We start from the raw sequence: 22,823 nt of genomic DNA, 5'->3' as shown, positions 1-22,823 counted from the left end.
CGCCTATCGCTCCACCAGGGCCATATCGTCGCGATGGATCATTTCCGCCCGGCCCGGCGTTCCCAGGATATGCGCGATGTCGCGCGAATTGCGCCCCTTGATGCGTTCGGCGTGCAGCGCGTCATAGGCGATCAGCCCGCGTCCGATTTCCGCGCCCTGCGCGTCGCGGATCGCGACGCAATCGCCGCGCGCGAACGCGCCCTCGATCTGCGTCACGCCGGCGGGCAACAGGCTTTTGCCGGAGCCAAGCGCTTTGGCGGCGCCCGCGTCCACGGTGACGGCGCCCTTCAGCTCCAGCGAGCCGCCGATCCAGATCTTGCGCGCGGCGACGGGGTTGGAGGGCGTCAGGAACCAGGTGCAGGGGGCGCCCGCGCCCATCGCCGCGATCGGATGCAGCACGCGTCCGTCGGCGATCGCCATATGCGTTCCCGCCGATGTGGCGATGCGCGCCGCCTCGATCTTGGTGCGCATGCCGCCGCGCGAAAGCTCCGAGGCGGCGCCGCCCGCCATCGCCTCGATCTCGGGCGTGATGCGCGCGACGATCGGGATCAGTTTCGCCTTCGGATTGTCGCTCGGCGGCGCGTCATAGAGGCCCGCGATATCGGACAATAAGATCAGAAGATCGGCGCTCGCCATGGTGGCCACGCGCGCCGCCAGGCGATCATTGTCGCCGTAGCGGATCTCGCTGGTCGCCACCGTGTCGTTCTCGTTGATGATGGGCACGGCGCGCATCGCCCCGAGGCGGGCGAGCGTCGCGCGGGCGTTGAGATAGCGCCGGCGCTCCTCGGTGTCCTGCAAGGTGAGCAGCACCTGGCCCGCCGTCACGCCATGGGCGGCGAAGGCATGCGCCCAGGCGCGCGCCAGCGCGATCTGGCCGATCGCCGCCGCCGCCTGGCTGTCCTCCAGTTTCAACGCGCCTTTGGCGAATCCGCTCGCCGTTCGCCCCAGCGCAATCGCGCCCGAGGAGACGACGAGGATGTCGGCGCCGCGCCGATGCAGCGCCGCGAGATCGGCGACCAGCGCGTCGAGCCATTCCTGTTTCAGCGCGCCCCTCGTCCGGTCGACCAGCAGCGAGGAGCCGACTTTGACGACGATGCGGTTGAAGCGATCGAGGGAGGGTTGCGGTGTCACGGGCGCCAATCTGACGAATCTTGGAGCGCTTCAATCAAAAATTTGGATTCCAAGCGGCTCCAAATCTAGTGGAATCAAAGATATCAAGGGCTTGATACATGCGGTGGTTCGAATTCTCCAAGCCCTTGCAAATTTTTATCGAGCGGCATTGAGGAATATCAAGGACTTGCAAGCGAAAAATCAAAAAAACATTTTTCAAAAGCCGCGTCGCGCTCTCAGCCCCAGCCGCTCCGCTTCCCCCGTTGATTCGAGACCGGCGTCCCTGCCGTTCGATCCGTCCCGGCCATAGCGAACGCTCCTCAGGATGCAACGGAAAAGCTGGATTGTCCAGAAATTGCTTCTTTAAAACAGAAAATTCGGGAATGGAGACTGAGGGGCGCCCAATCATCCGCGTCTGGGGCTTCTACGCGCGTGGCCTGGGTTCAGACCCACGTGAGACAGGCGCTGCTCTCGGCGTCGCCGCCCCATTGATGGCATGGAGGCGATTATGCGCGGGACGAATGTGAACTCAAGGACGGCCCTCCGGGCCGCCGCCGGAGGCGGTCGCCTGGAGGGCCGTCCTTGAGTTCACATTCGTCCCGCGCTCCGCTCCGCCATGCAAACAATGGACAATTCAGCGTTAGGATCACCCATAAAGGGTGATCTCGGACAGCGCGCCCTTTGTCAGCCATTCGCAACGGCGGCCTCACCGATAGCTAACAAAACCGGTGCAGGACCAGGGCGCCGAATGGTCCTCTTTATTCTCGAGGCATTCGCAATGGGAGGCGGTGACCTGATCGTTGGCGACGCCTTGCCGCGCGAGCTGCAGCGCGAGCTTGCAGGCCGCCGCCTGGGTCGTCGACGAGCCGTCGGCGTGGCGATCGTGCGCCAGCGCTGCGCCGGCGAAGATAAGACCGGCCGCCGCGAGGCTTCCGGCCGTCAGCATGGGACGCAACAATCGCTTCATTCAACTCTCCGGCGGCCCGATGGGCGGGGGATTAAGGGGGCGGTGGCGTCCCGGACTTTTCGACACGCGCCTTTTACAGGCGATTTGTGGCGGCATTGAATCGCCGGACCCCGCGGCGCGCAAGGCGGCGCTTTTCGCCATCCTGATTCGAAGTCTTGGAAGATCGTCCAGGACATGCCCCGTCCGGAAATGTATGATATATCATAAAGAATTCAACTTTTTTCCGATTTCGGCCGCGGTGAGGTTGCAATCTCGCGAAAAATACTGTAACAATATGGGCAAATGTCACGCGTATAATACGATAAAACGGGATGGGGTTGAACGTCGGCAGGCTCGGGAGGCTGGGCAATGACCTACGTCGATGCGATGGGGCGGTTACTCTGTCAGCTTGAGAAAAGCGCGCGAAGCGGCGAAGGCGCGCAATTGTCGCCGCAGGCGACGGCGCTGCTGATCGCGGCGCTTGACGCCCAATCCGAAGGCGCGAGCCAATCCCAGAAACAGACCGGCGGGCCCGCGTTTCGGATCGCCCTCGGCGGCGATAAGGGCGAGGCCGACGAATTGCTGGGCCAGACCCGCGACATTTCAATCGCAAGGGCGATGTTCGACGCGGCCGCGCAGCAATATTTCGGCCAGAAGGTCAGACTATGCCTGGGTCCGCGCATCGTCGAAGAGACGCCATAGCGCGCTTGAGCTAGCGCCGCCGCGGTCTATGCCGAACAAGCGATTTCTTGCGTCCCAAGGCTCAGCCGGACTTTGCGGTCCGGTGTCAGCGCCGCTTGCTCGAAGGCGGCGCGCGCGAGAGCGAGGTTGCTGGCGACGGCCAGAAGTTCCTGCGACAAACCCTGGCCGTCGATCGCTTCGACCCGGAAATAATAGGCGTCTGGCCCGATCTTGCCGGCGTCCAGTCCGTCGATGCGCGCCCGGAGCGCCGCGAGCGCGGCTTCGACGCATTGGGGCGTGAGATAGAGGCCCGCCTCAGGCTGGCGAGCAGATTTCCCGGCGAGATCGGCGAGGCCATGAATCCTGTGTTGCGGTTTCAAGCGCCGAATCCATAACAGCCAAGACTATGAACTAGTTTGACAACAAACCATTGCATGTCAAGGGGCCGGCTGGAGTTGCTGCGCCAGGCGGCAGGGGGACACTTTTTCGCCTGTGTTGCGCGCGTCGCGACACGCAAATAGCACGCGAATCGTCTCCTCTTGGCGTGTCACGCGCGCATTTTCGTCGATTATTGCGTGGCGCAGACGGATGCATATGGGCTGTCCATGTGCGGGGCGATCACCGCGCAGCCAATGGGTTAACATTGCGGTTAAGCAAGGGCGCGCTGCCATCGCCGTGCTCGGCGTCAAGGCCAAGCCGCTTCGCGGGCGCTACGCGCGCCTTGACCCCTCCGCGCGGCGACGGCCTTTGGCCACCATGTCCTTTTGCTGCGCGATGCGGCCTGAGGGGCCGCTTCGCGCAGCAAAAGGACATGGATGCAAAAACGCCACGTCGACGAGACGCAGTCATCCCGAAGGGACCGAAGCGAAGCGTAGGAGCGGCGCAGCCGCTTGACGGCGACTCGGCGGCGTGGCCCCGTTCGGCGGCGCCTTAATTTGAAAAGGCCCCAGCGATCGCTCCTAACGCGTTCAGGGCCACGGACGCGGCGGTCCAGGCCGCCGCTTGCGCATTCAGTTTACCAGCATCCTCGAAGGCCTTTTTGGTTGATTCGGCCCAGACCATTGTCCCAGCGACGGGGTCGTCCGGAATGATTTCAGGGCTATTTTCTACTTTGCTCGCGTTCCACCAAATCAACGAGGCCCGGATTCCTGCCCCAAGCCCCAAGAGCGCGAGGATGATGCTGGCGCACTTCATTTCGTCCTCACTTCGCACGAGATTCAGATGGGTGTTTGTCCGGGGTCGCGGCAGTTTTGTTGCGATAGACGATTATGCACTTGAAAAACCGTCTTCGTTCCGGCATCGTTTTGGTCATGAAGAAAATAATGTTCCTGGCGGCAATCTTCGTTTTGGGGACGTCGACCGGATTTGCCGGTAGTGGCCCGCCTGCCTGGGTCTGCTATGGACCATGTCACCCGGTCCGCTGCGCACTTCCCCCCGAACGCGTCAAATATCATCGTCTGCACCCGGAAGAGCGAGTTTATAGCATAGAGTTTCGTTGCCCAAGCACGCCATAATCGGAAACCGCTGCGATCCGTTGATTTCGGCAATCCGATCTTTGACGACGAAGCAAGCAAGCATTCGAGGCGCGTCGTTGGCCGGATGGTGCGGTTTGCGCGTGGCGTCATCAACCAAGCGATCGAACTAGCGGCGAAGCGCACCGCGCTGGCTTCCACAAACGCCGTGCCTGTTCGGGACAGTTCTCGGTCACCATCGGCTCCGCGATGGAGCCGAGTCGTTTGCCTGGCTTACGAAGCGCATGAAAGGAACAAAAAAAGAACTTGCGCATGAGAACAAAACATGCACAAATGCCCACACGACGCCGCTGTTGCGGTTTCGCCGCTGATTGTGCAGAAGGAAGAACAGTCGTGACGCAAGCCAATCTCCGTCTCGTTGAAGGAACTTCCGTGGACAAGACCAAGGCGTTGGACGCCGCTTTGTCGCAGATCGAACGCGCCTTCGGCAAAGGCTCGATCATGCGGCTGGGCAAAAACCAGAAAGCGGTCGAGATCGAGACGATCCCGACGGGGTCGCTGGGGCTCGACATCGCGCTCGGCGTCGGCGGTCTGCCGCGCGGGCGGGTGATCGAGATTTACGGCCCGGAATCCTCGGGCAAGACGACCTTGACGCTGCATGTCATCGCCGAGGCCCAGAAAAAAGGCGGCGTTTGCGCCTTCGTCGACGCCGAACATGCGCTCGACCCGGTTTATGCGCGCAAGCTTGGCGTCAATCTCGAAGATCTCCTGATCTCCCAGCCCGACACCGGCGAACAGGCTCTGGAAATCACCGATACGCTGGTGCGTTCGGGCGCCATTGACGTGCTGGTCGTCGATTCGGTCGCGGCGCTGACGCCGCGCGCCGAAATCGAGGGCGAAATGGGCGAATCGCAGCCCGGCCTGCAGGCCCGCCTGATGAGCCAGGCCCTGCGCAAACTGACCGCCTCGATTTCGCGCTCGAACACGATGGTCATTTTCATCAACCAGATCCGCATGAAAATTGGCGTCATGTATGGATCGCCCGAGACGACTTCGGGCGGCAATGCGCTGAAATTCTACGCCTCCGTGCGTCTCGACATCCGCCGTATCGGCGCCATCAAGGACCGCGAGGAAGTGGTCGGCAACCAGACCCGCGTCAAAGTGGTCAAGAACAAGGTCGCGCCGCCGTTCAAACAGGTCGAATTCGACATCATGTATGGCGAGGGCGTCTCGAAGGTCGGCGAATTGATCGACCTTGGCGTCAAGGCGGGCGTCGTCGAGAAATCGGGCGCCTGGTTCTCCTTCGACAGCCAGCGCCTCGGCCAGGGCCGCGAAAACTCGAAGAGCTATCTGAAGGCCAATGTCGAGATCGCCAATCGAATCGAAAAGGCGATCCGCGAGAATTCCGGCATTATCGCCGAGCGGATTCTCGACAATGCCGATCCTACCGAACAAGACGACGCCGCCGACGCCTGAGGGCTTTTAATGGGCGCTTGGTCCCCTCGGCGCCCATTCGCCAAAAAGCTTCTCTCGTCGCGCGACCAGAGCGCGGCCGCGTCTGATGGCGCGGCCGCGCTCTCTCTATGCGTGGGGCGGCGGCCACATCGGCCCGTCGTTATCAAGCGGCTGCGCCGCTGCTTCACTTCGTTTCGCCCCTTGCCGAACGAATGCGTCGCATTCGCCGGGGGTGACAACGCCGATCCGATGCGGCCTTTCGCCGATCATAGTCTTTTCTGACCAAAGCCGGCCAAATGGCCGTCTTTGCGCAGCAAAGACCATGGAAAGCCCGAAGCCGGAGCCGCGCGGACTCGTCAAGCCTCGCGAGCGGAGCGAGCGACCCGCGTAGCGGGCTCGGGCTTTACGGGGAGCACGGCTCCGGCACGCTGAGTTGCGCAAATCCAGCCCTGAAAAGCAACCGCGCCGCGCCGCGCCAATTTGCGTTTCACCCGCGAAACCTATAGGCCATGGCCCCGAAAACCCGGCAGCCCAAAGCGGGATGACACTTGGCGAAAACAGCGAACCGTCATTGCGAGGGAGCGTAGCCCGGCGAATGCAAAGCATTCGCCGGGCTACGCTCCCTCGCAATGATTGTTGGCCTTTTCGACCGAAAATCATCTCTCTCCAACGCTTCGCCGCCCCAACGGATGGCGCGCCTTGCAAGATTTTGAAAAGTTCAAGCGCGAAGCCGCCCGCCGCGCGCTTGAACTTGTCCAGCCTGGCATGAAGCTCGGATTGGGGACGGGTTCGACCGCGCGCCATTTCGTCGACCTGCTTGGCGAACGCGTCCGGGACGGCTTGTCCATCATCGCCGTCCCGACCTCGGAGGCGACGCGGGCGCAGGCGCGCGCTTTGGACGTGCCGCTCGCCACGCTCGACGAATATCCCGAACTCGATCTGACGATCGACGGCGCCGACGAAGTCGATTCCGCCTTGCGCCTGATCAAGGGCGGCGGCGGCGCGTTGCTGCGCGAGAAAATCGTCGCGGCCGCGTCCAAGCGCATGGTGGTGATCGCCGACGCGTCCAAATATGTCGCGCGTCTCGGCGCCTTTCCCTTGCCCGTCGAGGTCGTTCCCTTCGGCCTTGGCGCGACGCGCCGCCATATCGAACGAATCAGCGCCGGCCTCGATTGCCGCGGGCCGATCGCGCTGCGGCGCACAGGCGCCGACGGCCCCGTCTTCGTCACCGACGGCGGCCATCACATCCTCGATTGCGCCTTTGGCGCCCTCGCCGACCCCGAAGCGCTCGCTAACGCGCTGCAGGGCGTGCCCGGGATCGTCGATCACGGCCTGTTCATCGGCCTCGCCAGCGCCGCCATCCTGGCCGGCGCCGACGGCCTCAAAATCCTGGGCGATCTCGCCTGACTTTTTTCACTGCGCTTAACAGGAGACTTCCGACGTGGCTGCTACTCTGTCCCCCCTTAAAACCTTGTCCGCCGCTTTGCTCTTTTCGATCGGCGGCTCCTTCGCCGCTTATGCCGACGATCCAACGCCCGCCGCCCTCGAAGCGGCGCGCACCGTCATTTCCGCTTCGGGCATGACGCGCTCCTTCGACGCCATCGTTCCTCAGATGTTCGGCCAGTTGGAGCGCAATGTCCTGGCGACGCGGCCCGAACTCAAAGACACGCTGCATGCGACGCTGCTCGCGCTGGTGCCCGAGTTCACCAAAACCGAGATCGACGTCATCAATAGCTCGGCGCTGATTCTCGCCAAGCATATGAGCGAGCAGGAGCTCAAGGACACGGCGGCCTTTTTCCTCAGCGCGAGCGGCAAAAAATATGTGGAGGCCGAACCGGCCGCGTTCAATGAAATCTCTGGAATCGTCCAGGCCTGGAGCCAGAAGCTTTCCGTCGACGTGCTGACGCGCGCCCATGAAGAAATGAAGAAGAAAGGCGCCGATTTCTGATGCCTTCGCCTGTTCGCGCCCCGACTAGCGGGCTGCGTCGACCAAATTGAAGGACTCCAATATTCCCTCCCCCCTTGTGGGGGAGGGCTAGGGAGGGGGGTCGCGCTGACCTGTCAGATTGAGGCGCGACTATTTAAATTGAAAGTCCGGTGCGACCCCCCACCCCGGCCCTCCCCCACAAGGGGGGAGGGAGAAACTGCGCCAGCCTTTCATTTGGCTGATGCGGACCACTCATTGAGGAGAAGTTGTGAACTTTGACGTCGATCTCTTCGTCATCGGCGCGGGATCGGGCGGCGTGCGCGCCGCCCGGATCGCCGCCGGCTATGGCGCGCGCGCGATGGTCGCCGAGGAATTTCGCATCGGCGGCACATGCGTCATTCGCGGCTGCGTGCCCAAGAAGCTGCTCGCCTACGCCAGCCGTTTCGCCGACGATTTCGCCGATGCGGCAGGCTATGGCTGGCGCGTCGGTGAGACCCGCTTCGACTGGCCGACCATGGTCGCGGCCAAGGAAAAAGAAATCACGCGTCTCTCGGCGATCTACCGCGCCAATCTCGAAAAAGCGGGCGTTCAAATTATCGAGGAACGCGCCGAAATCGCCGGCCCGCAATCGGTGCTGCTCGCCAGCGGCCGGCTGATCAGCGCCAAACATATTCTGATCGCCACCGGCGCCGCGCCTGAATTGGCGCCCCACGTCCCAGGCCTCGAACACGCGATCTCCTCGAATGAAATCTTTGATCTCAAATCATTCCCGAGCCGGCTGCTGATCGTCGGCGGCGGCTATATCGCGGTTGAATTCGCCTCGATTTTCGCGCGGCTTGGCGCAATGGTGACGCAGGTCATGCGCGCTGACAATATTCTGCGCGGCTTTGACGAGGATATGCGCACGGGCCTGCGCGACGAGCTCTGCCATGCGGGAATCCTCTTTGGCTTCGGACGCCTGCCGACACGCATCGAAAAACGCGACGGCGCGCTGCATGTCGCCTTGTCGAACGGCGATCTTCTCGTCGTCGACCAGATCCTGGTTGCGACCGGACGTCGCCCCAACACCGACAAGCTCGGCCTCGAGAACGTCGGCGTCGCGCTGGACGCGGCCGGCGCGGTCAAGGTCGACGCCTGGTCCGCCACCAATGTGCCCGGCATTCACGCGGTCGGCGACGTCACCAATCGCATCAATTTGACGCCGGTGGCGATCCGCGAAGGTCATGCCTTCGCCGATCATGTGTTCGGCGGCAAGCCGGTCGCAGTCGATCACGAATCGGTGCCGAGCGCCGTCTTCGCGACGCCCGAAATCGGCGCCGTCGGCCTGACCGAAGCGCAGGCGCGCGAGCGTTACGACATTGTCGACATCTACCGCTCCAGCTTCCGGCCGATGAAAGCGACGCTGTCGGGGCGCCGCGAACATACGATCATGAAGCTCGTCGTCGACGGCGCCTCCGATCGCGTGCTCGGCGCGCATATTCTGGGGCATGAAGCGGGCGAAATGATCCAGCTCCTCGGCATCGCGGTCAAGATGAAGGCGACCAAGGCCGATCTCGACGCGACGATGGCCGTCCACCCCACCGCCGCCGAGGAACTCGTCACCATGCGCACCCGCACGGCGCGCTACGAGCGCAAACCGGGCTGATGGCGCCCTCGTCGTCATTGCGAGCGGAGCGAAGCAATCCAGAGGTCGTGACGGCTACAAGCGTGTATGCGACACTGGGCGGGCCTCCTTTTCGCGAACGTCAAAACGTTATTTCCGAGAAGTCACGCCCCCTGGTTTGCTTCGCTCCGCTCGCAATGACGGTTGCGGTCGTCGCTCACGCCCCCTCCAGCGCTTTCCGCAATTTCACGAGTTCGCCGCCGACATGTTCGGTGAAGGCGCGCACGCGCGCGGAATGGCGCAGATCCGGATGGGTCAGAATCCACAGGCCGACGTCGAGCTCTTCGATCGGCGCGCCGATGCGCGTCAGATCGGCGCGGCTATTGCCGATGAAACAGGGCAGCACGCCCGCGCCCGCGCCGGCGGCGATCGTTTCGGCCATGCTGAGCACCGAATTCACCCGGAACACCTGGCGGCGCTGGCTGATGTTCCGCTCCGTCCAGCGCCTGCCGATCGGCGAGCCCAGATTGTCGCCAAAGGCGACCCATGGCGCTTCCTCGACCGTCTTCGCTCCATATTCGAGCGCCAGCTTGGGCGAGGAATAAATCGCCCAGCGAATGGCGCCGATGCGGCGCCCGACCAGCGTCTCCTGCGGTTCGTTGGTCGCGCGAATCGCGACATCGGCGTCGCGTCGCGACAAGTTGAGCGCATGCGAGGCGAGGATGACGTCGAGATGAACGCCCGGGTTCAATTGCCGAAAGCGCGTCAGAATCGGCGGCAGGAGGTAGACGGCCATCGAATCGACCGTAGTGATGCGCAATTCGCCCGACGGCTTGACGTCGCGGCCGGCGACGCGGCGTTCGAATTCGACCACCTGATCCGACATTCCCGTGGCGAGCGCCACCATCTCCTCGCCCGCCGCCGTCGGCTGGTAGCCCGAGCGCGAGCGCTCGAACAATCTGGCGCCCAGCGCTTTTTCGACGGAGCCAAGACGGCGGAATATCGTCGAATGATTGAGGCCAAGCGCCTCGGCCGCGCCCACCAGCGACCGCGTGTCGGCGATCGCTTTCACGAGGCGAAACTCATCCCAGCTCAAAGGCGCGTTCATGGCCGCTCTGGATTTTTGCGACGACACAAGATTCGCCGAGAAAATTGCACGGCCGCTGGCGCGTTTGCAAGCTTCGCGTTTCTCTTGGCGAGCTCGCCGGCTATGGCGTCCCGCGCGGCGCGGCGGCGCGGCGCAGCCGATCGTTGATCGCCGCCCCCAACCCGGTCTCGGGAATCGGCGCTGCGGCGATCATGGACAGGCCCGTTTCATCGAGCGTCCGCAAGAACGCGAACAGATTGGCCGCCGCTTCGACAAGATCCGATGTCGGCGACAGGTCGAGCCGCGCGCCGGCCGTGCTGCCCGCGAGGGCGCCGCCAAAATCCAGCGCCGCCTCAACGGGCGCCGCATCGCGCGCCTCAAGCCGCAAGGCGGCGCGCGGCGCGTAATGCGAAGCGAGCAGCCCCGGCGCCAGCGGCGCCGCGCCCGGCGCCGGCTCATGCGCGCCGAGCGTGCGGCCCAGAACCGCTTCGATCGCTTCCAGGGTGATCGCGCCATGGCGCAGAAGACGCGGCGCGCCGTCGAGGCAGGCGACGATCGTCGATTCGACGCCCAGCTTCGTTGGCCCCGCGTCCAGGATCAGATCGACGCGCCCGTCGAGGTCGGCCAGCACATGCGCCGCCAGCGTCGGGCTGACGCGGCCCGAACGATTGGCCGAAGGCGCGACAAGGGGGACGCCCGCCGCGCCGATCAGCGCCCGTGCTGCCGGATGGCTCGGCGCGCGCAACGCGACGCTGCCAAGCCCGGCGCGCGCCAGAAGGCTGATGCGGCTCTGCGGCGCGGCCGGCGCGATCAGCGTCAGCGGTCCCGGCCAGAACGCTTGCGCGAGCGCCAGGGCGTCGGCGTCGAAAAGCGCCTCGGCGCGTGCGGCCTCGATATCGAGGACATGGGCGATCAGCGGGTTGAAGACGGGGCGCTCCTTGGCGGCGTAAATGGCGGCGACGGCGCGCTCGGATGTCGCGTCCCCCGCCAGCCCATAGACCGTCTCGGTCGGCATCGCGACAAGGCCGCCGGCGCGCAGGATCGCGGCGCCCCTGGCGATCGCCTCGCCGCTCGGAATTGCGATTTCGGTTCGCCGCTTTGTGGCATCGGTCATAAAAGGCGTCCGGCGCGGCTTGTGCGCCAATTGGTTTACATATAAACTTTATCGCGACTTGCCGCGCAGCTATCTCAGCCTAAGCTGGCGCGTCAAGCAGCCCCGAACGAGGGCTGTGGAACCGACGCGCCCGAGGAACCGCCCGTGACCTACCGCTCGCCTGTTGCCGACATCCTCTATTCCCTCACCCATGTCGCCGGCTTCAACGAGGCGATCGCCGCCGGCATTTTTGGCGAATTCGACGCCGAGACGGCCGCCTCCGTCATCGACGAGGCCGGGCGTTTCGCCACCGACGTGATCGCGCCGCTCAATCGCATCGGCGATCTGCAGGGCGCGCGCTACGAAAACGGCCATGTGACCTCGCCGCCCGGTTTTCGCGACGCCTATCGCGCCTGGGCGGCGGGCGGCTGGGCCGGCGTGACGGGATCGCCCGAATATGGCGGCATGGGCCTGCCCCATACGATCAACGCCGCCTGCGCCGAATTGTGGAACGGCGCGTCGATGGGCTTCGCGCTTTGTCCGCTGCTGAGCGAGGGCGCCATCGGCGCGTTGAACGCCTATGCAAGCAAGGAATTGCGGGACGTCTATCTTGGCAAGCTCATCGCGGGCGAATGGACCGGCACGATGAACCTGACGGAGCCGCAGGCCGGCTCCGATCTCAACGCCGTCAAGACGCGCGCCGAACGCGCCCCCGACGGCGCCTACCGCATCTTCGGTCAGAAGATTTTCATCACTTATGGCGAGCATGACATGGCCGATAATATCGTCCATCTCGTGCTCGCGCGCCTGCCCGACGCGCCGGCCGGCACGCGCGGCCTGTCGCTGTTCCTCGTGCCCAAATTCCTCGTCAAACCCGATGGTTCGCTTGGGCCCCGCAATGACGTGCGCTGCGCCAGCATCGAGCACAAGCTCGGCATCCACGCCTCGCCGACCTGCGTGATGATCTATGGCGACGGCGAGGGCGCCGCCGGCTGGCTGGTCGGCGAAGAAAACCGCGGCCTGGCGGCGATGTTCGTGATGATGAACAGCGCGCGGCTCGCCGTCGGCATGCAGGGCGTCGCGATCGCCGATCGCGCTTTGCAGCAGGCCCTGGCTTACGCGCGCGACCGGCGTCAGGGACGCGGACCCAAAGGCGGCGCCGAGATGAGCCCGATCATCGAACATGCCGATGTCCAGCGCATGCTGCTGACGATGAAGGCGCTCACCCATGCGGCGCGCGGCGTGTGCCACCTCACCGCGGTGGCGATCGACCGCTCGCTGCATGGCGGCGACGAAGCGGAGCGCCGGCAGGCGGGCGAGCGCGCCGCGCTGCTGACCCCGGTCGCCAAGGCGTTCTCGACCGATATCGGCGACGAGGTGGCGTCGCTAGGCGTGCAGGTGCACGGCGGCATGGGCTATATCGAGGAGACCGGCGCCGCGCAGCATATGCGCGATGCGCGCATCGCCGCGATCTACGAGGGCGCCAATGGCGTTCAGGCGATCGATCTCGTGCAGCGCAAATTGCCGCTGTCGAATGGCGCGACGGTCGCGCGCGAAATTGCCGGCATGCGCGCGATCGCCGCCGATGTGGCGGCGAAAGGCGGCGCGGATTTCGGCGCGACGGCGCCGCGCCTTGTCGAGGCGATCGACGCGCTAGACCGCGCGACGAAGTTTTTGAGCGAAGCGATCGGCGCCAACATGCCGGACGCCCTGGCGGGCGCGACGCCCTATCTCAAGTTGTTCGGCCTGGCGCTCGGCGGCGCCTGCCTCGCCAAAGCGGGGCTCGCCGCGCAAAGCCTCGCGGCGGCGGGCGACGCCTCGCAACTTGGCCGCGTCGCCTTGGCGCGCTTCTTCGCCGAAAAGATCGCGCCCGGCGCGGCCGGCCTTGAGAGCGCCATTCGATCGGGAGCCGGCGCGCTCCAGCAATTTGAATCAGCTCTGGCGGAGGCGACATGACGGATCACATCGAAATAGACCGCGACGGTCAGGTCTTGATCGCGACGTTGGCGCGAACGGAAAAGAAAAACGCTCTGACGACCGCGATGTATCAGGCGCTGGTCGAGGCTTTCGCGCAGGCGGGCCGGGATGAAACCATCGGCGCGGTTTTGCTGCGCGGCAAGGATGGAATCTTCACCGCCGGCAACGATATCGGCGATTTCCTCGCTGCCGCCGGCAGTATGGAGACGTCGGGCGGCACGCTTTTCATCCGGGCTCTGGCGGCTTTCGAAAAACCTTTGATCGCCGCCGTCGACGGACCGGCGATCGGCATCGGCACGACCTTGTGCTTCCATTGCGATCTCGTCTATGCCGCGCCGGGCGCGCGGTTTCAAATGCCTTTCGTCAATCTCGGCCTTGTGCCGGAAGCCGGGGCGTCGCTGCTCGCGCCGCAGCGTTTCGGCTACGCCAAAGCCGCCGAATTCATCATGCTCGCGGAAAGCTTTGACGCCGCCGCCGCGCGCGACCTCGGGCTCGTCAACGCCATCGTCGAGCCCGCCGATCTCTATGCGCATGCGCTCGCCAAGGCGCAGGCGCTCGCCGCCAAGCCGCGCGACGCGCTGCTCGCCACCCGCCGCCTATTGCGCGGCGACCCGGCGATCCTGAAGGCGCGGATGGACGAGGAATTGCGGCTGTTCGGCGAAGCCGTGCGTTCGCCGCAGGCCCGCACCGCCTTCATGGCCTTCATGCAAAAGAAGGCCTGACAAGCTCAAAACGAAAGGGAGGATCGCATGGCCGAGCCAACGCTCAAAGGCAAGACGCTGTTCATCACCGGCGCTTCACGCGGCATCGGGCTGGCGATCGGCCTGCGCGCCGCGCGCGACGGCGCCAATATCGCGATCGCCGCCAAGACGAGCGAGGCGAACGCCAAGTTGCCGGGCACGATCTATAGCGCGGCCAAGGAGATCGAAGCGGCGGGCGGGCGCGCCTTGCCGCTGATCGTCGACGTGCGCGACGAGGCGGCGGTGCGCGGCGCGCTCGAGCAAACGGCGGCGCATTTCGGCGGCATCGATATTGTCGTCAATAATGCGAGCGCGATTTCGCTCACCAATAGCCAGGCGACCGAGATGAAGCGCTTCGATCTGATGCATCAGATCAATGCGCGCGGAACCTTCATGGTCTCGAAATTCGCCGTGCCCTATCTCGCGAAATCAACGAACCCGCATATCCTGATGTTGTCGCCGCCGCTCGACATGAAGGAGAAATGGTTCGCCGGCCATACCGCTTACACCATGGCCAAATTCGGCATGAGCCTGGTCGTGCTCGGCCTTGCTGGCGAGCTGCGCGCGCGCGGCATAGCGGTGAACGCGCTCTGGCCGCGCACGACGATCGCCACCGCCGCCGTCAAGAACCTCCTGGGCGGCGATGCGCTGATGCGCGCCTCGCGCAAACCGGACATCCTCGCCGACGCCGCGCATGTGATCTTCTGCAAGGACGCGAAAAGCTTCACCGGCCATTTCATCATCGACGACACGTTCCTCGCCGAGAACGGCGTGACGGATTTCGACGCCTATCGCGTCGATCCGACCCAGGCGCTGGCCGTCGATTTCTTCGTGCCGGACGACAGCAAACCGCCGGCGAGTCTGGCGGCGGCGAAGGGCGCGACGGCATAGCGGCTTGCGTCAACGAAATTGATGAGGCGCTGGAAATTCCCTCCCCCCTTGTGGGGGAGGGTTAGGGAGGGGGGGCACGCTGACCTATCAGATTGAGGCGCCACTATTTTGGATAGTCCGGTGCGACCCCCCATCCCGGCCTTCCCCCACAAGGGGGGAAGGGGAAAGCAGGCCTCTTTCGTTTTGGCTGACGTATGCCGCTAGGCCCTTCGTTTTGCCCGCTCACGCTTTCTTGCCGATCACGCCAAAGATCAGCAGCGCCAAAGCGATGCCCGCGACCACGCCCGAGACTTGCCCGACCTCTTGCATCATCCCGGCCGGATCGTTCGAACTTGGCATCATCGTCCCCATGTAGAGAAAAAATCCGCCCGCGCCGAGAATCATCACGATCCCGGTGATAATGAACCGCCAATTCTTTTGACGCATATTCCCCTCCGGGCCGCCTCGTCGCGGCCGCATTGCTGACGCCCGGTGTTACGGGATGAAGCCGCAAAAGCGTCGGGCGCGCCGGTCAGAGGATCGCTTCGATCCGCCGGTCGGGGATGAACCAGGACAGAGCGATCGCGATATAGAGCGCGAGCGCGATCCACGGGCTGACGAAGGCGAACCCGGCCGCCACGACGTAAGCGGCCAGAGTGAGCCATTCCTTCCATTCGGCGCCAACCGCCTTCGCCAGCTTCGAATCGGCGCCGTTGCAGGCGATCAGCGCTTTTTCGAACAGGATATAGGCGATCGTCACCAAGGCGAGCGCGACCCCATAGGCGGCGGTCGGCGGCGCCGCGAAATGGGTTTCGTTCATCCAGCGGATCATCAACGGGATCAGCGACACCCAGAACAACAAAAACAGATTGGCCCACAGCGCGCGGCCGTCGACCCGCTCCGTCGCCTGCATGATGTGGTGGTGGTTGTTCCAGACGATGCCGACGTTGAAATAGCTCAGGGCGTAAGCGAGGAAAGCCGGCGCGCTGGCCCATATCGCGGGAAGATCGTAGCCGTCAGGCGTCTTCGTCTCCAGCACCATGATGGTGATGACGATGGCGAGCACGCCGTCGGTGAAAGCCTCCAACCGTCCCGTGTCCATCGGTCCTCTTCGCGCCTTGCGTTCAGGCGGCCGCGGCGGCGCGCGTCGCGGATTGGGCCTCAATCCGGCGCGCGATGCAAGACAATGTCCGAGTTCGCTCTTGTGAGACGATCAACAGGCGCGGAATTGTCCATTGGTTGCGTGGCGGCAGTCGAACACGATGGATGCGCGTTCCTGCGTCGCGACGGCTGGCGGCGTGATTTCAATGGACGGGCGCGGTCGGTTCATGAACAATATAATATTCATAGAATGGATGGCGTTAGGCGTCGGCGTCGACACAATCAGGCGGCGACCGATGCTCGCTCGGAATAGCCCGGTTTGCAACGGTGGCGGCGTCGATGAGCCGCCTCGATGTGGAGATTTTCCATGCACAGGCTTTTTGCAATGGCCGCCGCTGTCAATATTGCCTGCGGCGCCGTCGCCACTCCAGCCCGCGCCGAAGTCATAAAGACGGACGCCGGTCTCGCCGGCAAGAACTTCTGCTGGTTGTCGGGCTGGGATTCCGAACAATATGGTCGCGACCATTCCTACATCTATTCCTACCACATGCATGACTTTAACCAGGGTCAGATCGTTATCCATGGCACGTGGACGATCGGCCGCGAAGGCGTCGTGATCCTCAAGATCGATGGGGGAGGAACGCTGATCAGGCGATACGAAATCATTGACGACCACGTCAACGAACTCACGGGGACCATCGGCGGCGCCGCCGATGGTCACGTCTGCTGATTCATGGGCGTGGCTTATACGACATCCTTTCGCGAAGGGTTCGGAATGGCTTTCCTTCGGTTGAATCGCTCCATTTCGAAGCGGGCGGTTCTTTTCAGATATTCCCGCCGCGTCGACCGCGGCGTAGGGGCGTGATGAGCGAGACCCGGAAAATAGCAGCGATCCTCGCCGCGGATGTGGTCGGCTACAGCCGACTCACGGGCGTCGACGAGGATCGCACGCTGGCCCGGCTCCGCGCGCTTCGCAGCGATTTGATCGATCCGACTTTTGCCGTGCATCGGGGGCGGGTGGTCAAGCGCATGGGCGACGGGTTTCTCGTCGAGTTCCGCAGCGTCGTCGACGCCGTGCGCTGCGCCATCGAAATTCAGAACGGCATGGTTGAGCGCAATGCTGGCCTGCCGCAAGATCGCCGCATCGAATTTCGCATCGGGATTCATCTTGGCGATGTCGTCGAGGAGAGCGACGGCGACTTGATGGGCGACGGCGTCAATATCGCCGCGCGCCTGGAAGGCATTGCTGCACCCGGCGCGATCTGCCTGTCTGAGGACGCCTATCGCCAGGTCCGCGCCCGGCTTGATCTTGCCGTCAGCGATCGGGGCGCGACCCAACTCAAGAACATCGCCGAACCGGTTCGCGTCTATTCGCTTGAGGTCGGCGCGCCCGCTCAGCCGAAACCCACGCCACCCGCTTCGCAAATGAAGCCTGCCGCGCCCGGGAGACGTTCGGCGCTTGTGTTGCCCGTTATAGCGATCGTCGCCTTGCTTGTCGTTATCGCGGCGGCCGCTTGGTATTTTCTCAATGCAAAACCGTCCGCGCCTGTCGCCTCGAGCGTCGCTACCCCGGTCGAAGCCGCGCATCTTTCCATCGTGGTGCTGCCGTTCACGAACCTTTCCAACGATTCCAGTCAGGATTATTTCGCCGACGGCGTCACGGAGAACTTGACGACCGATCTGTCGCGTATCCGCAACAGCTTCGTGATCGCGCGCAACACCGCCTTCACCTTCAAGGGTAAGAACGTCGACGCCAAGGAGATCGGCAAGGAACTTGGCGTGCGTTATGTGCTCGAAGGCTCGGTCCAGCGCGACCAGAACCGGGTGCGCGTCAGCGCCCAACTCATCGACGCGCAATCGGGCTCCCATCTTTGGGCCAACCGTTTCGAAGAAGACGTGACCGATTTGTTCAAGCTGCAAGATCAGGTCGTAGCGCGGTTGGTCAACGCTCTGGGTTACGAACTAGTCAAGGCGGAGGCGGAAAAGGGCGCCCGCTCCAAGAGCCCCGACGTTATCGATCTCACCATGCGCGGGTGGGCCCTGGCGTGGCAAGCGACGCAGACGCCCTCGAAGGACAATTGCGATTTGGCGCTGGCCTTGTTCGACGAGGCGCTCAAGATCGACCCGAACGACGCCGACGCGTTGACAGGCGAGGCTCTCATCTATGGCATCGAATATTCTTTCGGATGGGGCGCCGCCGGGACCGACTACGATGCAAAAATACTTGGTCAGACCGACCGGGCCATCGCGCTCGCCCCAGACAATGTGCAGGCGTATCTGGTAAAAAGCCAATACCTGTCGTCTTCGCGCCGCGCCAACGAGGGACTCGACGTCGCCGATGCCGGGCTGGTCGTTAACCCAAATAACGCCCAACTCTATTCGGCGCGGGGTTTCGCCGAAATTGCCCTCGGCCGCTTTGAGCAGGCCAAGGCTGATTTTCAGCCAGCCATGCGGTTAAGCCCGCGCGATCCGGCGGTCGCTCAATGGCATGTGAACTTGGGCCTGGCGGAACTTGGCCTCGGGCATTTCGACGTCTCCGTCGATGAATTCCATAGATCGATCGATTTCGGCAATCGCACTTTCATACCCTACGGGTGCCTGGCCGCCGCCTATGCGCTCGACGGCAAGATGGAGGCGGCGAAAACGGCTCTGGCGGAAGCCCGCCGCTTCAATCCAAAATTCACTGTCAAACAGATGATCTCCATCGTGCCGGTTATACCCAACTTGCTCGAGGGCCTACGCAAAGCGGGACTTCCCGAGGAGTGAGACGCGAGAAAAATCGCCAACCCCACGCCGTGCGCGCGTCTCCAAAGCGATTGATCTTGATGCCGGTTGGAGAAGCGTTTGATGTTACACGCTACGCCCTCGACCCCGGCCAGCCGTAATGGTCATGCAGCCGCTTCATGCCGGCCTGATCCATCAGCGCGAGCGGGTCCCATGGCGGGCTCGCCTTGACCTGGTCGCGCGTGACATTGAGCTCCACGCGACGCTCCGTCCAGTCGATCGTCGTCACCGCATGGGGCGACATCAGCACGCGTTTCCCAAGCCACCAATTACTGGTGTCGACGACGAAATAGTTGACGGTCCATAGGGCGGCGTCGATCAGCAGATCCTCGACATGGCCGATGTCGCCGTCGCTGGCCGCGATCGGACAACCGGTGATCGCGGCGACGCTTTGCAGATGCGGGTCCGCATCGTCGGGAGCGGGATCGACGGCCGCCGCGTCGCGGATCGAAGCGATGCCGAAATAAGGCTCGGTCGCCAGCGGCGCCGCGATCGCGCCGGCCTCCGCGCCGAGATAGCCGCCGCCCCAAAGCGGATCCCAGCCATAATAACTGTAAAGTTCGCTCTCCATCTGGCGCGACACCGGCTGATGTTCGCGAATGTCGGGACTGCCTTCGACCTCCGTCTTCGTCAGCGCCACGGCGAGCTTTCGCCCTTCGTAATCGGCCTGCCCGATCGCGGAGGGATGGACCAGCACTTTCCGTTCGGCGAGCCAAGATCCGGCGTCGATGACGAGCCAACGCAGCTTCCAACTCTGGTCGTCGAATAGGAAGTCGCTGACACTGCCAATCCCGCCATCGCTCGCCTCGATCGCATAGCCGTTGAACGCCGATATGACCTGCAGCATGGGTCGTCCTTCGCAGCTTGCCGCCTGAGCGGCGGCGATTCAAGTAAAGCGCGTTTCCGGTCAGAAGGTTCCCTCGCTGATCTCAATCCAATTTTTACCTCTGGCGGGGCATTGTCGCCTCAAGTTGAGGACGAGATGTTCGTCGGAACGGTGGCGCTATGACGCTGGGCATGGGTTTTCACGAAGCGCCGGCCGTTCGCCGAGGCGATGAGGCGCCCGCGCCTTTCCGCTTCGCCCCCACATTCAAGATCGACCTTGTTTTTTCGCTCGCCTATGTCGTTCTGTTCGTCCTGACATGGGCGCGATGCGCGCATACGCCCTGGGTTTGCGCGATCGCCGGCCTGTTCGGCTTCCTGCTCGCCTGTTGTTACGCGGGCAAGGTTGCGATCATCGGCCTTCTCAACAAGGGCGGCGGCGACGCGCGCACCTATGTCATCTCTTCCGGTCTCGTGACGACCGGACTTTACGCCTTCTCGCGCAATCCGACCTATCTCTTGACCTTGATTCAGTGCGTGGTCTGGTCGGCGCTGCTCGTCTTCCTTCAGATTGACGCGTCTTTCGAGCCCGTCGTTCTCGCGCTTGCGATCCTGCTGCCGTTCGCGTTTTTCTTCCTCACCGATATCGTGATCATCAAAAGAGAAGATTCCGCGTTGAGCGCCGCCCATCCCGAGGCTTTCGCCGCTTATTCGAAAAGCGTCGGCCGCTGGTTCGGCTGCAAGCGGGGCGTGGGCGCTAATCAGCCGCCATAGCGATTGGCGACATCAGACGAAATCTTCGCGGCTTCGTCGAGGTAGCGTGCGATGATTTCGCGAGCGGCGGGCGTGCAGACGCGGTAGGAAAGTTCATAGCCGCGAAAACCGTCGTTATAGGCGCCCGCGAGGCTTTCCTTGCGCGCCTCGCTCTTGGCTTCCGCCTCCAGCAGGTTCGCCATTTTGGCGTGGAAGGCCTCGGCGTCATGCGCGCCGCAAAGATCGCGCAAGTAGGCAAGCGCGCCCATCAATTCGGCAAGGCGCAGCAATTGCGGTTCATAGGGCGGTGGCGGGTCGGCGGCCGGCGCCGGCGGCTCGGCGGGCGCCGCGGGCTTGGCCGGCGCCTGCTGGGCGCAAGCTGGCCCCGCAACAGCCGCGCAGAGAGCGGCGACGACGGCAAGGCGGAGGAGCCGCGCGCTCACGGGCAGGCCTTGATGAGGCTCGCCGCCCTGGCGAGGATCGCCTCCAGCCCGGGCGTGGTCGGTAAATCGCCCGCCGCCAAAGGGTCGATCCAGAGCACGGAATCGGCTTCCTCGCTCGTTCGCGCTTCGCCGCCGGTCCAGCGCGCGACAAAAGACGCGATCACATAATGCGCCCGCACGCCCTGGTCGTCGCGCACGATCGATTCGACATGATCGTTGAAGGCGACGATCTCGGCCGTGACGCCGACCTCCTCGTCAAGCTCCCGCAACGCCGCCTCGTGCAGAGTCTCGCCGATTTCCACCACGCCGCCGGGCAACGAATAGAGCCCGAGCAACGGCGCCCGCGCTCGGCGCGCGACGAGCGCCTTCCCATCGCGAAAAACCGCCAGCGAGACGGCGAGGATCGGACGCGGGGGATAAAGGCGATCGTTCAGGACGGAACCTCAAATCCATGCGTCAAACGTGTTGGCCGCCATTGATATGGATTTCGGCGCCATGCACATAGCTCGATTGTTCGGAGCAAAGAAAGTAGATCGCCTTGGCGACTTCTTCGGGCGAGCCCAGGCGGCGCAACGGGATTTGCGCGACGATCTTGTCCGTGCCCGGCGACAGGATCGCGGTGTCGATCTCGCCGGGCGAAATGGCGTTGACGCGGACGCCGCGCGGGCCGAGATCGGCCGCCATTTCGCGCGTCAGCGCCGCCAAAGCGGCTTTGGAGGTCGAATAGGCGGCGCCGGCGAAAGGATGCACGCGCGCGCCGGCGATCGATGTGACGTTGACGATCGAGCCATGCGCTTTTTCAAGCTCGGCGATCAGGCCGCGCGCCAGCATCATCGGCGCAAAGAAATTCACCTGAAAGATCGTCTGCCAATCGACAAGCTCGGTTTCGAACAGCCCAAGCCGGGAGCCGCCGGCGCCCTTGGGCGATATCGCGGCATTGTTGACGAGCCCGTCCAGCCGTCCGTCATCCAGCCGCTCGCGGATTTCCGCGATCGCCCGCCGCGTGTCGGCGGGATCGGCGAGATCGATCTGGAGATGGTCCTGCGGCCCCGCCATCCAAGGGCATTCCTCGGGAAAAGCATGGCGCGAACAGGTGATGACCCGCCATCCCGCCGACGAGAACCTTTTGACCGTCGCATGGCCGATGCCGCGCGAGGCGCCGGTCAGCAACATCGTCTTGCGCGGCGCATTGGTCTGAGCTTCAGTCATCTCGTCCCGGCTCGCAGATTGGTTTCCGTCCATCCCCAAACAGGATTTCGGAAAAGTGTCGCGCGGTTTTGCGCAAAAATCCTGCTTCTTCCAAAGACCCTAACCAAGGATTCGTCGGCTCGCCAACGAATCCTTGGTTGGCGCAATCATGACGGCGAAATTACAAAGACTCACATTTTTGTGTGCGGTGCAGCAATTGAATATGGGCGCCACGTCTCCTATCTCCTGTTCAGTGATTAGGGAAGACCGGCTGGCCGCCCGTTCGGTCGCGGGTTTTCTGCAAGCCGCTGATAAATAAATAGGAAAGTGACATGCGGTGCGAAAATCGCCGAGGCTCGATATCGGCGACTCGACCGTCGCCATTAGCCTCGCCCGGTCCGATCGCTGAACAAGAGGAGGCGATTCTTCGTGGTCGCTAAGGAAGCGAAGCGTCTGAAGTTTCAAATTCAGCCGCCGGTTACTACAGAATAGCTAAGATATTAAGATGCGCGAAAGCGCAAGAAGGCAACAAAAGACTATGCGCACCATTATGTTTCTTGGAGCAGGCGCCATCGCGCTGGCTCTTTATGTTCTCTACGTCGACACCTATGCTTTAGGCCCTCGCCTTGTATCGGGAGCGTCGCCCTATGCCGACGTGGCGCCGATGTCCTTGTCGGTTCCGACCGAAGGCCGGGCGGCCTATGTCGATCCAACGGCTGATCCCCAGGCGCCCAAAGCCGACGCCCCTGTTTCATCCGGCCGGTGAAAACC

24 protein-coding genes are annotated in these 22,823 nt (G+C 63.5%); 12 read left to right on the top strand and 12 right to left on the bottom strand.

Translation table 11 applies throughout. From position 1 onward, the window contains the following. Window positions 1-3: 3 nt before the first annotated feature. Complete coding sequence (gene proB / locus GSQ90_RS19565) at window positions 4-1,131, bottom strand: glutamate 5-kinase (RefSeq protein ID WP_158816555.1); 1,128 nt, start codon at window positions 1,129-1,131, stop codon at window positions 4-6. 685 nt (window positions 1,132-1,816) lie between these two features. Then, complete coding sequence (locus GSQ90_RS19560; RefSeq protein ID WP_158816554.1) at window positions 1,817-2,077, bottom strand: hypothetical protein; 261 nt, start codon at window positions 2,075-2,077, stop codon at window positions 1,817-1,819. A gap of 348 nt (window positions 2,078-2,425) precedes the next feature. Between GSQ90_RS19560 and GSQ90_RS19555 the strand changes: the two genes are divergently transcribed. After that, window positions 2,426-2,758, top strand: a complete 333-nt coding sequence (locus GSQ90_RS19555) for a hypothetical protein (RefSeq protein ID WP_158816553.1) — start codon at window positions 2,426-2,428, stop codon at window positions 2,756-2,758. Between the two features lie 26 nt (window positions 2,759-2,784). Here GSQ90_RS19555 and GSQ90_RS19550 read toward each other — a convergent pair whose 3' ends face one another. Together GSQ90_RS19550 and GSQ90_RS19545 are read right to left on the bottom strand one after the other, a co-directional pair. Beyond that, entirely contained in the window at window positions 2,785-3,117 is a 333-nt protein-coding gene (locus GSQ90_RS19550) for a hypothetical protein (protein WP_158816552.1), read from the bottom strand. A gap of 550 nt (window positions 3,118-3,667) precedes the next feature. Further along, window positions 3,668-3,931 (bottom strand): hypothetical protein, encoded by a 264-nt coding sequence (locus GSQ90_RS19545; protein WP_158816551.1) that lies wholly within the window; start codon window positions 3,929-3,931, stop codon window positions 3,668-3,670. Between the two features lie 671 nt (window positions 3,932-4,602). Between GSQ90_RS19545 and recA the strand changes: the two genes are divergently transcribed. From recA to gor, 4 genes are all read left to right on the top strand, one after another. Next, window positions 4,603-5,685, top strand: coding sequence for a recombinase RecA (gene recA, locus GSQ90_RS19540; protein WP_158816550.1), 1,083 nt, complete (start codon window positions 4,603-4,605; stop codon window positions 5,683-5,685). 678 nt (window positions 5,686-6,363) lie between these two features. Then, the gene (rpiA, locus tag GSQ90_RS19535; RefSeq protein WP_158816549.1) at window positions 6,364-7,071 is read left to right on the top strand and encodes a ribose-5-phosphate isomerase RpiA; all 708 of its coding nucleotides are present in this window, start codon (window positions 6,364-6,366) and stop codon (window positions 7,069-7,071) included. 34 nt (window positions 7,072-7,105) lie between these two features. After that, window positions 7,106-7,612 carry a DUF2059 domain-containing protein gene (locus GSQ90_RS19530; RefSeq protein WP_158816548.1) on the top strand — a complete coding sequence of 169 codons (507 nt, stop codon included), beginning with the start codon at window positions 7,106-7,108 and terminating at the stop codon, window positions 7,610-7,612. Between the two features lie 247 nt (window positions 7,613-7,859). Then, window positions 7,860-9,236, top strand: coding sequence for a glutathione-disulfide reductase (gor, locus tag GSQ90_RS19525; RefSeq protein ID WP_158816547.1), 1,377 nt, complete (start codon window positions 7,860-7,862; stop codon window positions 9,234-9,236). A gap of 175 nt (window positions 9,237-9,411) precedes the next feature. Here the strand turns inward: gor and GSQ90_RS19520 are convergent, their stop codons facing one another. Continuing rightward, window positions 9,412-10,302, bottom strand: coding sequence for a LysR family transcriptional regulator (locus GSQ90_RS19520; RefSeq protein ID WP_158816546.1), 891 nt, complete (start codon window positions 10,300-10,302; stop codon window positions 9,412-9,414). A gap of 100 nt (window positions 10,303-10,402) precedes the next feature. Beyond that, window positions 10,403-11,395, bottom strand: coding sequence for an L-threonylcarbamoyladenylate synthase (locus GSQ90_RS19515; protein ID WP_158816545.1), 993 nt, complete (start codon window positions 11,393-11,395; stop codon window positions 10,403-10,405). A 144-nt stretch (window positions 11,396-11,539) separates the two neighbouring features. Between GSQ90_RS19515 and GSQ90_RS19510 the strand changes: the two genes are divergently transcribed. From GSQ90_RS19510 to GSQ90_RS19500, 3 genes are read left to right on the top strand one after another with little or no spacing between them, the layout of a single operon-like run. After that, complete coding sequence (locus tag GSQ90_RS19510) at window positions 11,540-13,330, top strand: acyl-CoA dehydrogenase (RefSeq protein WP_158816544.1); 1,791 nt, start codon at window positions 11,540-11,542, stop codon at window positions 13,328-13,330. Beyond that, window positions 13,327-14,073: an enoyl-CoA hydratase-related protein gene (locus GSQ90_RS19505; RefSeq protein WP_158816543.1), complete on the top strand. Its 747-nt coding sequence runs from the start codon at window positions 13,327-13,329 to the stop codon at window positions 14,071-14,073. The genes GSQ90_RS19510 and GSQ90_RS19505 overlap by 4 nt, the downstream gene beginning before the upstream one ends. A 27-nt stretch (window positions 14,074-14,100) precedes the next feature. Then, window positions 14,101-14,982, top strand: coding sequence for an NAD(P)-dependent oxidoreductase (locus GSQ90_RS19500; protein ID WP_158816542.1), 882 nt, complete (start codon window positions 14,101-14,103; stop codon window positions 14,980-14,982). A gap of 222 nt (window positions 14,983-15,204) precedes the next feature. On the opposite strand, the gene GSQ90_RS19495 is transcribed toward GSQ90_RS19500, so the two are convergent. Beyond that, window positions 15,205-15,408: a hypothetical protein gene (locus GSQ90_RS19495; protein WP_158816541.1), complete on the bottom strand. Its 204-nt coding sequence runs from the start codon at window positions 15,406-15,408 to the stop codon at window positions 15,205-15,207. A gap of 85 nt (window positions 15,409-15,493) precedes the next feature. Beyond that, window positions 15,494-16,063 (bottom strand): TMEM175 family protein, encoded by a 570-nt coding sequence (locus tag GSQ90_RS19490; protein ID WP_158816540.1) that lies wholly within the window; start codon window positions 16,061-16,063, stop codon window positions 15,494-15,496. A 366-nt stretch (window positions 16,064-16,429) separates the two neighbouring features. Between GSQ90_RS19490 and GSQ90_RS19485 the strand changes: the two genes are divergently transcribed. Together GSQ90_RS19485 and GSQ90_RS32900 are read left to right on the top strand one after the other, a co-directional pair. Next, complete coding sequence (locus tag GSQ90_RS19485; protein WP_158816539.1) at window positions 16,430-16,792, top strand: hypothetical protein; 363 nt, start codon at window positions 16,430-16,432, stop codon at window positions 16,790-16,792. A gap of 134 nt (window positions 16,793-16,926) precedes the next feature. Further along, the gene (locus tag GSQ90_RS32900) at window positions 16,927-18,828 is read left to right on the top strand and encodes an adenylate/guanylate cyclase domain-containing protein (RefSeq protein WP_371418403.1); all 1,902 of its coding nucleotides are present in this window, start codon (window positions 16,927-16,929) and stop codon (window positions 18,826-18,828) included. 91 nt (window positions 18,829-18,919) lie between these two features. Here GSQ90_RS32900 and GSQ90_RS19475 read toward each other — a convergent pair whose 3' ends face one another. Further along, window positions 18,920-19,693: a PRC-barrel domain-containing protein gene (locus GSQ90_RS19475; RefSeq protein ID WP_158816538.1), complete on the bottom strand. Its 774-nt coding sequence runs from the start codon at window positions 19,691-19,693 to the stop codon at window positions 18,920-18,922. Between the two features lie 158 nt (window positions 19,694-19,851). On the opposite strand from GSQ90_RS19475, the gene GSQ90_RS19470 reads away from it, so the two are divergent. Continuing rightward, window positions 19,852-20,442 (top strand): isoprenylcysteine carboxylmethyltransferase family protein, encoded by a 591-nt coding sequence (locus GSQ90_RS19470; RefSeq protein WP_158816537.1) that lies wholly within the window; start codon window positions 19,852-19,854, stop codon window positions 20,440-20,442. Here the strand turns inward: GSQ90_RS19470 and GSQ90_RS19465 are convergent. The 3 genes from GSQ90_RS19465 to GSQ90_RS19455 all read right to left on the bottom strand — a co-directional run bounded on the left by GSQ90_RS19465 (window position 20,430) and on the right by GSQ90_RS19455 (window position 22,073). Next, entirely contained in the window at window positions 20,430-20,864 is a 435-nt protein-coding gene (locus GSQ90_RS19465; protein WP_174247503.1) for a TIGR02301 family protein, read from the bottom strand. The genes GSQ90_RS19470 and GSQ90_RS19465 overlap by 13 nt on opposite strands. Then, the gene (locus GSQ90_RS19460; RefSeq protein ID WP_371418410.1) at window positions 20,861-21,253 is read right to left on the bottom strand and encodes an NUDIX hydrolase; all 393 of its coding nucleotides are present in this window, start codon (window positions 21,251-21,253) and stop codon (window positions 20,861-20,863) included. The genes GSQ90_RS19465 and GSQ90_RS19460 overlap by 4 nt, the downstream gene beginning before the upstream one ends. Before the next feature lie 67 nt (window positions 21,254-21,320). Beyond that, window positions 21,321-22,073: an SDR family NAD(P)-dependent oxidoreductase gene (locus tag GSQ90_RS19455; RefSeq protein WP_158816536.1), complete on the bottom strand. Its 753-nt coding sequence runs from the start codon at window positions 22,071-22,073 to the stop codon at window positions 21,321-21,323. Between the two features lie 517 nt (window positions 22,074-22,590). Between GSQ90_RS19455 and GSQ90_RS19450 the strand changes: the two genes are divergently transcribed. Then, complete coding sequence (locus GSQ90_RS19450; RefSeq protein WP_158816535.1) at window positions 22,591-22,818, top strand: hypothetical protein; 228 nt, start codon at window positions 22,591-22,593, stop codon at window positions 22,816-22,818. Window positions 22,819-22,823: the final 5 nt, after the last annotated feature.

Source organism: Methylocapsa sp. S129 (assembly GCF_009765995.1).
In the GTDB taxonomy this organism is placed as follows: domain Bacteria; phylum Pseudomonadota; class Alphaproteobacteria; order Rhizobiales; family Beijerinckiaceae; genus Roseiarcus.
Note: the sequence above shows the minus strand (reverse complement) of the source record. Positions and strands in the feature narration are given on the sequence as shown.

What these genes read in the sequence shown, in the direction of transcription:
- GSQ90_RS19560 (WP_158816554.1), bottom strand. Translation starts at nt 2,077, where the DNA reads ATGAAGCGATTGTTGCGTCCCATGCTGACGGCCGGAAGCCTCGCGGCG.
- GSQ90_RS19555 (WP_158816553.1), top strand. Translation starts at nt 2,426, where the DNA reads ATGACCTACGTCGATGCGATGGGGCGGTTACTCTGTCAGCTTGAGAAA.
- GSQ90_RS19545 (WP_158816551.1), bottom strand. Translation starts at nt 3,931, where the DNA reads ATGAAGTGCGCCAGCATCATCCTCGCGCTCTTGGGGCTTGGGGCAGGA.
- GSQ90_RS19520 (WP_158816546.1), bottom strand. Translation starts at nt 10,302, where the DNA reads ATGAACGCGCCTTTGAGCTGGGATGAGTTTCGCCTCGTGAAAGCGATC.
- GSQ90_RS19515 (WP_158816545.1), bottom strand. Translation starts at nt 11,395, where the DNA reads ATGACCGATGCCACAAAGCGGCGAACCGAAATCGCAATTCCGAGCGGC.
- GSQ90_RS19505 (WP_158816543.1), top strand. Translation starts at nt 13,327, where the DNA reads ATGACGGATCACATCGAAATAGACCGCGACGGTCAGGTCTTGATCGCG.
- GSQ90_RS19500 (WP_158816542.1), top strand. Translation starts at nt 14,101, where the DNA reads ATGGCCGAGCCAACGCTCAAAGGCAAGACGCTGTTCATCACCGGCGCT.
- GSQ90_RS19495 (WP_158816541.1), bottom strand. Translation starts at nt 15,408, where the DNA reads ATGCGTCAAAAGAATTGGCGGTTCATTATCACCGGGATCGTGATGATT.
- GSQ90_RS19490 (WP_158816540.1), bottom strand. Translation starts at nt 16,063, where the DNA reads ATGGACACGGGACGGTTGGAGGCTTTCACCGACGGCGTGCTCGCCATC.
- GSQ90_RS19485 (WP_158816539.1), top strand. Translation starts at nt 16,430, where the DNA reads ATGCACAGGCTTTTTGCAATGGCCGCCGCTGTCAATATTGCCTGCGGC.
- GSQ90_RS32900 (WP_371418403.1), top strand. Translation starts at nt 16,927, where the DNA reads ATGAGCGAGACCCGGAAAATAGCAGCGATCCTCGCCGCGGATGTGGTC.
- GSQ90_RS19475 (WP_158816538.1), bottom strand. Translation starts at nt 19,693, where the DNA reads ATGCTGCAGGTCATATCGGCGTTCAACGGCTATGCGATCGAGGCGAGC.
- GSQ90_RS19470 (WP_158816537.1), top strand. Translation starts at nt 19,852, where the DNA reads ATGACGCTGGGCATGGGTTTTCACGAAGCGCCGGCCGTTCGCCGAGGC.
- GSQ90_RS19455 (WP_158816536.1), bottom strand. Translation starts at nt 22,073, where the DNA reads ATGACTGAAGCTCAGACCAATGCGCCGCGCAAGACGATGTTGCTGACC.
- GSQ90_RS19450 (WP_158816535.1), top strand. Translation starts at nt 22,591, where the DNA reads ATGCGCACCATTATGTTTCTTGGAGCAGGCGCCATCGCGCTGGCTCTT.